This window comes from Prosthecobacter sp. (assembly GCF_044373815.1).
In the GTDB taxonomy this organism is placed as follows: Bacteria; Verrucomicrobiota; Verrucomicrobiia; order Verrucomicrobiales; family Verrucomicrobiaceae; genus Prosthecobacter.
In genome coordinates this window covers 1-10,476 of the sequence record NZ_JBIPNG010000217.1, presented here as the reverse complement: position 1 = coordinate 10,476, position 10,476 = coordinate 1, and the positions used below count along the sequence as shown (strand labels likewise).

Below are 10,476 nucleotides of genomic sequence, written 5' to 3'. Positions count from 1 at the left end.
CTTCTCCTCCTCGGTGGCAGCGGCGATGAGCTTCTGCGTGTTGGCACGCACCGAGTTTTCGTACTCATCAATGATCGAACGGATCTCTGTGGCCAGCGGTGCAGATGGAGTCTGGGCCAGGATGGATACAACGGACAAGAACAGAAGGACGATGGATCTCATGGTGAATCAGTAAAGATGATGACGTGAACGGAAGCCAAGCAGCGACAGGCCTGCGACAAGGCACAGCAGCAGGCTTCCTGGCTCCGGAACAACGACGAACGACTCGTAGACATTGTCATACACGAGCACGGGGACACCGTAGTCGTCTGTATGCTCAGTGAGCGTGAAGGTCTTGGCAGTGAGGCCGGTGTCGGGGGCTTCCACACGATAGACAATGCCATTGGTCAGACCTGTGAGCGCGATATTGAAACCGCCGGCGCTGTTGCTGAATCCGCTGGCCACGAGGATGCCGGTGAGGTCGTTGTAAACATTGATCGCCTCACCAGCCAGTCCTTCTCCGGGGGTGTAAAAGGCGTCTGCCAGGATGGTGTCCTGATAAACCGAGCCTGTCAGAATGGCATCCGAAAAGTAGTTGATGCCATCGTAGCGAAACTGCGAGGCCAGATGCTCGGTGATGACGTACGGCCCGATGGCGGTGGCATTGCTCCCCGGAATCGAGATGTCTTGGAAGCCGATGCCGATTTCCTTCATGCTTGCATCGAGCAGGAGATCGCGGTGTCCGGCCGGGTTCTGAATGCCGTTTCCATAACCGGCCGTTGCGCCATTGCCATCACCCCAGTCGACCACGAATGCGGCATGCGAATGAAAGGGTGACTGCGCCGCGGCAAAAAGATTCTCGCCGGCATTCAACCAGTTGGCGCTGTAACCGCCGTAGATAATGCGCTGGTCCAGGCTGTTCGCGTCCAGCGAGTGAGACTGCTGATCAGAAGTCACCATCAGGTTCGAATAGCTGGTGGCCGAGACATTCAAAGCGCTGCTCCATGCCAGTGCCGGTGCCGCTGTGAGACTGGAAAACTGCGTGGCCAAATCTGAGGCGCTGGTGCCAAAGAAGTTCAGTGCGTAGGCGATGCTGGGATCGTTCGCCTTGGTGGGAGCCCACACACCTGGAGAGGAAAAATTGACCAGCTTCGCCAGCTCACCCTGGGGATCACTGCGGAAACGATTGGTCAGTTCGAGCATGTACTGCTGCTCCGCCGTGGGATCTGCGCCCCCTGCCATTCCAGGCAGAAGAATGGCCGCACACAGCACGCCTGCGCACCAACTTCGCCCAAAGTGGTGTGTCGTTTTGCGCAAAACTGACGCGGATTGATTCACTTCTCTTAACTTATGGTAATTATATAGAACTGCCAAGCCTGTTTCGTGTCGATCCGCAGAATCATCACTTTGCGGCGCAAAGTTTCACTTGCGCCATTCACTTTGGCGCGCAAAGTGATTCACATGAGCACGACCGAAGCCGCCTTGGAGAACCTCCGCATCATTCGTTCCCTGATGGAAAAGGCGCACATCTACCGCGCCGTCTCTGCTCCTGCAGCGCTCACTGGCGGTGTGCTTGCGCTCGTCGCCTCCGGGTGGCCGGTGTGGCACGCCGTGAAAATGCAAGGCGATGCCGTGATGTGTGACATGTGCTTCCTGGAAACCTGGCTCATCATTCTGGCAATCGCTTCAGCCTTGAATGTCTTCTTGCTCGCCAAAGAGGCCAAACGTCGCAACCAGCCCTTCGTCTCCGCCGGCATGCGCATGGCTTTGCGTGCTTTCGTTCCGCCGTTGCTTGTCGGCGGCAGTGTGGGCATTGGTTTGATCGTGTTCCTGCACAATCTCACCCTCGCCGCGCTGGTCTGGGCGCTTTGCTACGGTCTGGCCCTGCTCAGCACTGCCAGCTTTTCGCCACGCTCGTTGGTCCGCCTTGGGTGGGCTTTCGTGATCACGGGTCTGCTGACCTTCTTCGGCTGGGCTGCTTGCAGCGATGTGCGCCTGCTCTCCAGTGACCTTGGCCCCGCTTCTCTCGTCATGGGGCTCACCTTTGGCCTGCTGCATGTTGTTTATGCTCTGGCCGTGTTTCTCAGCGCCCAACCTGCGGAGGTGCAGCCGTAATGATCGACTTCGATCAAATCGACAAGCTCATTCACGAAAAGGGCCGCCTCTCCATCATGACGCTGCTCTCCACACGCGGCGAATGGGCCTTTCAGGACCTCAAAGCAGAACTCAGCATGAGCGACGGCAATCTCATCTCCCATCTCCGCACCCTCGGCACTGCCGGGTACATTAAGGAAACGCGCGATGAATCTGGCACCCGTCCGCGCACCAGCTACGAACTCACACCCGCCGGACGCACAGCATTTAAAGACTACGTCGAAGTGCTCGGCGAGATCGTCAAAGCCGCTCAGCAGACCTGACTCGCAGTTTTTTGCCCATTCGCTTTGCCCCACAAAGTTAACACCATCATGAACATCATCCTCGCTCAACATCACGGCATGTGCTTCGGCGTCCGCGACGCCCTGCGCACGACTCACGCGGCCGCCCAGCGCGCGCCGCTCACCATCCTCGGTCAGCTCGTTCACAATCCATTGGTCGATCGACATCTCGCCACCCTTGGTGCACAGCGCGGTGAGCTTGATGATTTAAACAGCGCCAGCACACAGCAGGTTGCCATCACCGCTCATGGTGCTTCAGACCGACATCGACAGGCCTGGCAAAGCGCCGGACACACCGTCATCGACACCACCTGCCCTCTCGTCAAGAAGGCGCATCACGCTCTCGCCATGCTGTTGAACGAAGGCTACCAGCCCATTGTTATCGGCCAGAGTCAGCACGTCGAGGTGCGTGGACTCATCGGCGATTTCCCTTCTGCCGTTGTTGTTCTTGAAGAGGCGGACATTCATCTTGTGCCAGCTCACCCACGGCTCGGCATCGTTTCACAAACCACGCAGCCGGTCGAACTCGCTCTGCGTCTGGTGGATGCGATCAAGCGGCGGCATTGCAGCTCCGAAGTACGTTTCGTCGACACGATCTGCCATCCCACCAAGCAGCGCCAGACAGCCATGGATGATCTGCTGCGCGACTGCGATCACATCGTCGTCATCGGTGGGCGCAACAGCAACAACACGCGGCAGCTTGTGCAAAAAGCCTCGGCACACGGCGTGCCAGCGATCCAGATCGAAGGCCCCGGAGAAATCGATCCCGCCTGGTTTGGCAAAGCCCGCAACGTGGGCGTCACCGCAGGCACCTCCACCCTGGATGAAACAGTCGATGCCGTCATGCAACGCCTCCGCCAGATCGCCGCCGAAATGCGCTGCAACCCTGTCCATGAATTCCTCCGCTCCATGCTCCACGCCGCCTAACCCACAAACCAACCATCCTTATGAACACCCAACATTGGATCAGCCACTTCGAAGCCAACACCCGCCTCAATCATGAACTGCAACTGCCGGACACCGCATGTGATCTGCCCGAGCATGTGCGCAGTTCCCTTGCCCGCTCCCTCGCCATTTTCCAACTGGGCGAAAGCGGGGGAGGCACGCGTTTGCGCCGCTACACGCGCAGCATCGCTTCATTGGAAAATCTGAAGGGCTATCAGCGCGCCGTGGACCTCTTCGTCGCGGAGGAGCAGAGCCACGCCGCGCTGCTGGCACGCACCGTGAAACATCTGCGCGGCACCTTGCTGCAAAAGCAATGGACCAATTCCATCTTCCGCTGGATGCGCGATCTGGTGAACCTAGAGTTCAACATCCAGGTGCTCCTCACTGCGGAACTCATCGCCGAAGTTTATTTCGGCCTGCTTTCCCTGCGTTGCAGCGATCCTGTCGTACAAACGGTCGCCAAAAAGCTCCTGCGCGATGAGATGGGCCATCTCTCCTTCCAGCGCGACTTCCTGTTCGAACGTCTCAAGACACTCACCCCTGCCGTGCAACGCCTCTGGCGCTGGCAGTTCCAGGCCATCCATTACGCGACAGCCTGTGTCGTCTCCTGGGATCACCGCGACTGCCTGCGCAGTTTGAATGTCACTCCCGCCGACTTCCGCTCCCGCGCCCTGCGCTGCTGGCAGAGCTTCCAGTCACGGCTTGAAAGACGTCTGCATGAAGGCACAATGCTGAACGGATCGCGGGTTTACAGCCCCACGGTATCCGTTTAACTTCGGCGGCATGCAAACGGTCTCTCCAATGCCGCAGTTCGCCGTGATGGCAAATGATCCCCCGCTGCGGTTGAAAGCGCAACATCTGGGACTCCATGGACCGGAAGAATGGAAGGATGAGGCCGTCGCACGCGGCTGCTTTCACTATCTTCAGGGGCGTATTCCACCGAAGCAGCGCGTTAGTGAGGAGGCTTTTACCAATGAGGAACTCGCACTCGTCTTGCTGGGAGCAGCCAATGATCCATGGTTGATCCGGCTGGGAGCCATGCTGCTGGGCACAGAAACAAATGACCCCAAGCGAATTGCACGGCTGGCATCCGCTGAAGGCTGCACACCTGCGGTTCGTGCCATCGCTGAAGCTGGTGCTCGCTATGAACCCGAACTGCCATTTTGGAGCACCCTGCTTGCGGAACTCCCTCCCGTCATGCCACCGGCCGGTGTAATGCCTCACCATTCACGTTATGTATCGTTGCCGGGACTGATCGCCCCCCGCACTCAAGGCAAAGCCGTGTGGCTGCGCCCCCAAAAGATCAAATCATTCGGTTATGCCGGCTGACAATCCAACTCGCATTCTTCAGACCCTCGATGCGCGACTGGATCATGTGGTGGAGCTGACCCTGATAGGGAAATCGGCGCTCTGGCTGGGCTTTGACAATCCGCCAACGGACTACGGCGTGACTCAAGATGTGGACGCAGTGGTGCCAGGACAACAATCGGATCAAATGAACGAAGATCTGGCCTTCTGGGATGCCCTCACCTCAGCCAACGCCGATCTGCAAGCGCAGGGAATCTATCTCACGCACATCTTCGAAGAATGGCAGATCATCCTGCGACGGGACTGGTTCGCACATCGTATTGCCATTCAACGCCCGCAGCTAAAGCATCTCAGGCTCTACCGCCCGGCCACAGTGGACCTCATACTCAGCAAGATGATGCGTGGGGATGATCCGCAGCACATGGAGGAGATTCGTTGGATGATTGCCCACGAAGAAATCACCCGGAGCGACCTCGAAGCTGCGTTTGCCGCCGCCCACATTCCTGATGATGCTGAGATCTTAGAATCGTTTGAGATCGCCAAAGCCAAGGTTCTCATGATGTACCCTTGATGCAATTCGGGCCGCGATTTAAGCCCGCCACGAAGCCGCATCCACGCCCGGGTACAGCCGCTCCAGCAGCGCCACCATGCAGTCTCCGGTGAGCTGACGGGACTGGCGTGAAAGCGCGGCGGGCTGGGTGTCTTTTTGCACACCGGATTTCCACAGATGGTCCAGCGCATCGGAGTGCAGATCGGTCACTTCATCCACGACTTCCTGCCAGTGCTGCGGCTGCGCGCTTTCCTTCCATTCGCCACGACCACGGCCAAAATGGCAGATGGCGAGATAGGTGAGAAAGGCCAGTTTGACCTGCTCACGAAAATGCTCGCGTGACCAGCGAAGGCGCTGGTCACTGCCACGCACGAGATTGTAGCTACGGATCAAAGCATAGGCACCAATGCCGGAGGCAAGGCCGCCCAGCAGCGCACCACCGCCGAAGGTCATCCCGCCGAGTTTGAGATCGGCGATGAGACCTCCCATCGCACCACCGGCGAAACTGCCGAGCACACCCCAGATGTTTTCTGACACGGCCTGGGGGAGATGAAAATTCTCGCGTGCGATTTGGTTCATCTCCTGACCGGCCTGACCTTTCAGCCCATGGGCTTCGATCAAATTGTTGGTCGTCTGCTCAGTGCGGTCCGCGAGCTGTGTGGCCAGCTTTTGGCGCGCGTCATTGTACTCGCGGTTCAGGTCATCACGCTGCCATCCCACGCGTTCCAGCAGCGTTTCAGAGCGCACATCCACGCCGTCAAACAACGCGGCGGTGAGCTGCTCGGAGATCAGGCGCACCGAGGCTTGAAACACCTCCACATTGCGCTGCGCCCAGGCGCGTTTGATCTGCAGGAAGGTCGGAATTTTGGAGCCCTGCATCAGGGGGGCCAGAGAGTCCATGAGGATGTCCTCCTGCACCCAGCAGCGGGCAAAGGCATCCAGCGTCAGCACTTCGCGCACGATCTCAAACTGCTTCAAATGCGTCCGCCAGGATTCCAGTTCCGCAGCCTCCATGGATGAACTTCCTGGAAGCCCGGTCTGATTCAGCAGCACGACCACGGGTTTTTCCACCCAGCTGAGGATTTCCATCTCAGGCCCGATGTAGGCGGCAGCCTCGGGCGGTTCGGCGGCATTGACGAGATACAGCACCACGTCCGCTTCATCGCGCACATTTTTCAGCGCCTGCTGGCTGCACCACAAGGGCCGGTCCGTGATGCGGTCCCAGGTCTGCGAGAGAAACCACAGCACTGGGCTGCGCTCACGCTGGAGGCGCTTCAACAGCCGCGCACTGTCGCCGAAGCCCGGGGTGTCCCACAGCCGCAGCATGAAGCCGCCTGTTTCGAGCAGCGTGTGCGATTCATTGAAAAGGGTGACATGCGGCGCATCCTTCACCTCCCCCACATCACGACGCAGCAGCGTGCGGGCCAAGGTCGTCTTGCCCGCGTTCGTGTGCGAAATGAGGCTCAGCGTGACGATGTCTGAGGCATCACGCACATTCAGCTCCGCCGACTGTCGGTCAGAGGAGCTGGCAGTTTTGGTTCTGGAAAAAAGAGCGGGCACTAGAGACGAAAACTTCATGAACATTACGATACCGGAGGCTTTGCGCGTGCGGATTCTTTGCGTACAGCCACAATCACTTCAGAGGCCAGGCCTTCGACCATCTGCGACCATAACTGCTCACGCCCGGCGATTTTTTCTGGTGACCAACGTCCCGCAAGACTCGTGCCGTCCAGGAGCACGATGAGCTCCGGCTCAGCATGTTTGGTGAGCAGGCGCTGGCGCACGTCGGAGACCAGACGACGCTGCACCTCAGCCTCGGGCGTGGTGGCCATGTTGAAGAGCATGACCAAATTTGCGCACACGGGCTGCCAGGCGGCGGCAAATTCGTCCTCTTCCCCAGCCGGGATGCGCACATATTCGGCACGCGCCATGCCGCCGAAACGTTCCCTCACGCCACGGTCCCAGACCTCGCGATGATGGGCCGTGGGCTCAATGGCATGCACGAGCACCTGGATGCGCTCGCTGCCGCCCTCCACCGCTCGCAGCAAGGCACGCAGGTAACCGCCCCAACTCAAGGCACGGGCCGGTTGCGCGACAACCCGGCCGCAGCGCGCCGCCCCAAGTCCTGCCAGCAGGAGGCGCGGCAGCACAATCAGCACCAGCAGCGTGCCTGCGTACAAATGAATCCACGGCAGTGCTGGAGCCGGTTTCGCCACCTTGCCCAGAGTCCGATGCATGCCTGCGATCTGGTCCAGCGGCACGGGGGTTCGCAGCACCTTGGTGGCTGGTTTGAACAAGGTCTCAAAAAAGGCCGATGCCTCGCTCTCTCCCAAAAGGGTACTTTCCCAGACGGCACGATATTCGTGCGACCAGCCGCGGGCGTACAGGGCTGCCGCGCCCCCCATGGCCAGCAACGCCGCCGCCACGTGCAACCACATCCGCAGCCGCATCTGCAAGCGCCGCCAGGCCAGAGGCCAGGAGAGCTCTTCATACCTTGAGCGAATGGTTTCAGCCACTCCGCTTTCGACCTCCTTGGTCGCTTTGCCCATGCGTGAGATGCCATGAGCGAGAAATTCGGCCACCCAGCCACCCCGGCCAGCCACTGCGGAGGTCGGCATCAGTTCACACAACAATCCGAGGGCGATCACCACCGCATTCCAGGCCAGCAGGCCCACCAGCGGCAGTGCCAGAAGGTTGAATTCGCCCGCCTGCCCCAGATCGGTAAACCAATAGCCAGTCACCAGTGCCAGTCCCCATCCCGCCAGCGCCCAGGACCAGCGCCCCTGCGGTACACGCAACAGATCGAGCACATGGATCAGGTCGCCGCGCCAGCCCACGGCCTCGCGCTCCAGCCACTCGGCCCGTTTGTCCAGAAACGACTCTGAACGCTCCTCCAGCACATCCCCGGTGATCTCCTCGGAGGCCAGTCCGGCGCGCGTGTTGGCCGTAGCCTCACGCCGACGCTCCGCATTGACGAGAACGCCATCGGCATCGCCTTCTTCGAGTGCGCGCCATTTGAGGACGCGCTGCCAGTCAGTCCAATCCATGCAGGGGGTGTTTTTGGGACACTAAACGCAGCTTCGGCGGGATTCCAACCGCACAGTGAAAATCATCCCTTCGATTCCACCTCCAGCCGCCCTGCTGCCATTCGCAGATGCAAGGTGCCGAGCGCAGCCGCTTCACTGCTGGAATGGGTGACGTGTAAAACGGTGAGCGCATGCTCCTGCTGCACGCGCTGCAGCAGCGCCACAGCCTCCGCACGCATGCTTTCATCGAGCGCGGAGAGCGGTTCGTCGAGGAGCAGCAGCTTGGGTTGGGCCGCCAGAGCACGAGCGAGAGCCACGCGCTGCTTTTCGCCACCGGAAAGCATGTCTGGCAGGCGATCCAGCAGATGAGCAATGCCAAACTGCTCCGCGAGGCGGTTTACACGTTGATTCAGTTCGTCAGGGGCCATGCCGCGCAGTTTCGGGGCGAAGCCGATCTGCTCACGCACGCGCAGTCCGGGGAAAAGCGCCAGATCCTGCGGCACGTAGCCGATGCCGCGCTCACGTGGTTCCAGGTCGGTCACATCCACGCCATCCAGCAGCACGCGGCCGGAGGTCGGCTGGCGCAGGCCGCAGAGGATTTCCAGCAGGGTGGTTTTGCCACAGCCAGTCGATCCCATGAGAACGGCGTAGGTGTTGGCCGAGATCGCCACTGTCACGTTCTCCAAGATCGTGCGGCCAGAGACCTTCCAGGTGAGTTGTTCGAGCTGGATCATACTTTTTCCCCCGTGGCACGCACCGCCACCAGCACCAGCACAGCCAGCAGCACCATGAACAGGCTGACCGCCACGGCGGCCTCGAGATTCCCAACGCTGAGTTCCAGCCAGACCGTCGTCGGCAGCACCTCCGTCTTCATGCGTGTGGCACCGGCAAAGACGAGGATCGGCCCGAATTCCCCCAGACTGCGCGCCCAGGCGATGCAAAACGCCGCCACCATGCCACGCCGTGCCGCTGGCAACGCCACATGCCACAGGGCCTGAAACCGCGTGCAGCCCAAGGTGAGGGCCACGTCTTCAGGCCGCGCCGAGAGGTGTTGGAAGGTGCCGCGCATCGTGCGGATCGCGAAGGCAGCGGCCACGACGAATTGCGCCAGCACCACACCGCTGACTTGATAGGTGAAGGGAATCGCCATCTCGATCACCTTGCCAATTTTGGTTTGGAAAAAGATCAGCAAGCACAGACCGACCACCAAGGGCGGGAGGATGATGGGAATATCGAGCGCTGCATCCAGCCAAGATTTGCCGCGAAACTCCAGGCGCGTCATCAAATACCCCACCGGCACCGCCAGCAGCAGCGCAAAGCCTGCCGCGAGCGAGCAGGTCACAAGACTCAAAAAAGTCGCATGCCGGATCTCAGGCGAGCGCAGCACCTGCAGCCACGAATCCGGCGTACTATACGTCGCCGTGGCTCCGAGCAGCAACGCCCAGAAAAGGAGATACCCCGCCGTGATCAACGCCAGAACCAGCCAGCAAAGATTGGAACGGTTCAGGCGCATGACAGATCACCAGTCTACATCCTGCCCGATCTTCTCGTCGAGCCACTTGCGCAGTTTGTCGAGGCCTTCGCCGGTTTCGGCGGAGACGGGATGGACTTTGATGCGTTTGAAGCGCTCTTTGAAGTGGACGAGGTTTTCGGCGCTCTCGGGCAGATCGATCTTGTTGGCGATGATGCACCAAGGGCGTTTGGCCAGTTCTGGAGAGTAGAGAGAAACTTCTTTGCGCACGATTTCCAGATCCGAGACGGGATCGCGGCCCTCGGTGCCGGCGGTGTCGACGACGAACAGAAGCACCCGGCAGCGCATGATGTGGCGCAGGAAATCATGGCCGAGGCCGATGTTTTCATGCGCACCTTCGATCAATCCGGGAATGTCCGCCAGACTGCCTCGGCGGTTTGGACCAAACTCGATCACGCCGACCATGGGTTTCAGCGTGGTGAAGGGGTAGTTGGCAATCTTCGGCTTGGCGGCGCTCAGCTTGAAGAGCAGCGTGGATTTGCCAGCGTTCGGGGCGCCCACGAATCCGGCATCTGCGATGCTGCGGAGTTCGAAGTGGAAGTCACCTTCTTCACCAGCGGTGCCGGGGGTAAATTCACGCGGAGCCTGGTGAGTGGAGGTTTTGAAATGCACGTTCCCCTTCCCGCCTTTGCCGCCTTTGCAGAGCACGTAGGTGGAATTGGTCTCAGTCAGGTCGGCCACGGGTTCGTAGCGCGTGACGAG

At 60.0% G+C, this 10,476-nt stretch carries 12 protein-coding genes; 6 read left to right on the top strand and 6 right to left on the bottom strand.

The features are described from left to right. Nucleotides 1-168: 168 nt before the first annotated feature. On the bottom strand, nt 169-1,221 hold the full coding sequence (locus tag ACIREA_RS17575; RefSeq protein WP_397383621.1) for a CAP domain-containing protein: 1,053 nt from the start codon (nt 1,219-1,221) through the stop codon (nt 169-171). A gap of 219 nt (nt 1,222-1,440) precedes the next feature. On the opposite strand from ACIREA_RS17575, the gene ACIREA_RS17570 reads away from it, so the two are divergent. The 6 genes from ACIREA_RS17570 to ACIREA_RS17545 are packed head-to-tail and all read left to right on the top strand — an operon-like array spanning nt 1,441 to nt 5,238. After that, on the top strand, nt 1,441-2,094 hold the full coding sequence (locus tag ACIREA_RS17570; protein WP_397383620.1) for a hypothetical protein: 654 nt from the start codon (nt 1,441-1,443) through the stop codon (nt 2,092-2,094). Continuing rightward, on the top strand, nt 2,094-2,396 hold the full coding sequence (locus tag ACIREA_RS17565) for a transcriptional regulator (RefSeq protein ID WP_397383619.1): 303 nt from the start codon (nt 2,094-2,096) through the stop codon (nt 2,394-2,396). The genes ACIREA_RS17570 and ACIREA_RS17565 overlap by 1 nt, the downstream gene beginning before the upstream one ends. Nucleotides 2,397-2,444: 48 nt before the next feature. Further along, nucleotides 2,445-3,341, top strand: a complete 897-nt coding sequence (gene ispH / locus ACIREA_RS17560) for a 4-hydroxy-3-methylbut-2-enyl diphosphate reductase (protein ID WP_397383618.1) — start codon at nt 2,445-2,447, stop codon at nt 3,339-3,341. A gap of 20 nt (nt 3,342-3,361) precedes the next feature. Further along, the gene (locus ACIREA_RS17555; protein ID WP_397383617.1) at nt 3,362-4,132 is read left to right on the top strand and encodes a hypothetical protein; all 771 of its coding nucleotides are present in this window, start codon (nt 3,362-3,364) and stop codon (nt 4,130-4,132) included. A 46-nt stretch (nt 4,133-4,178) separates the two neighbouring features. After that, nucleotides 4,179-4,688 carry a hypothetical protein gene (locus tag ACIREA_RS17550; protein ID WP_397383616.1) on the top strand — a complete coding sequence of 170 codons (510 nt, stop codon included), beginning with the start codon at nt 4,179-4,181 and terminating at the stop codon, nt 4,686-4,688. Then, the gene (locus tag ACIREA_RS17545) at nt 4,678-5,238 is read left to right on the top strand and encodes a hypothetical protein (protein ID WP_397383615.1); all 561 of its coding nucleotides are present in this window, start codon (nt 4,678-4,680) and stop codon (nt 5,236-5,238) included. The genes ACIREA_RS17550 and ACIREA_RS17545 overlap by 11 nt, the downstream gene beginning before the upstream one ends. Before the next feature lie 18 nt (nt 5,239-5,256). Here the strand turns inward: ACIREA_RS17545 and ACIREA_RS17540 are convergent, their stop codons facing one another. The 5 genes from ACIREA_RS17540 to ACIREA_RS17520 all read right to left on the bottom strand — a co-directional run. Next, nucleotides 5,257-6,795 carry a GTPase domain-containing protein gene (locus tag ACIREA_RS17540; protein WP_397383614.1) on the bottom strand — a complete coding sequence of 513 codons (1,539 nt, stop codon included), beginning with the start codon at nt 6,793-6,795 and terminating at the stop codon, nt 5,257-5,259. A gap of 5 nt (nt 6,796-6,800) precedes the next feature. After that, nucleotides 6,801-8,264 carry a hypothetical protein gene (locus ACIREA_RS17535; protein WP_397383613.1) on the bottom strand — a complete coding sequence of 488 codons (1,464 nt, stop codon included), beginning with the start codon at nt 8,262-8,264 and terminating at the stop codon, nt 6,801-6,803. Nucleotides 8,265-8,326: 62 nt separating this feature from the next. Continuing rightward, the gene (locus tag ACIREA_RS17530; RefSeq protein ID WP_397383612.1) at nt 8,327-8,977 is read right to left on the bottom strand and encodes an ATP-binding cassette domain-containing protein; all 651 of its coding nucleotides are present in this window, start codon (nt 8,975-8,977) and stop codon (nt 8,327-8,329) included. Beyond that, complete coding sequence (locus tag ACIREA_RS17525) at nt 8,974-9,756, bottom strand: ABC transporter permease (protein ID WP_397383611.1); 783 nt, start codon at nt 9,754-9,756, stop codon at nt 8,974-8,976. Before ACIREA_RS17525 ends, ACIREA_RS17530 begins: the two co-directional genes overlap by 4 nt. 6 nt (nt 9,757-9,762) lie before the next feature. After that, a partial coding sequence (locus ACIREA_RS17520; RefSeq protein ID WP_397383610.1) for a GTPase Obg occupies nt 9,763-10,476 on the bottom strand: 714 nt, incomplete at its 5' end.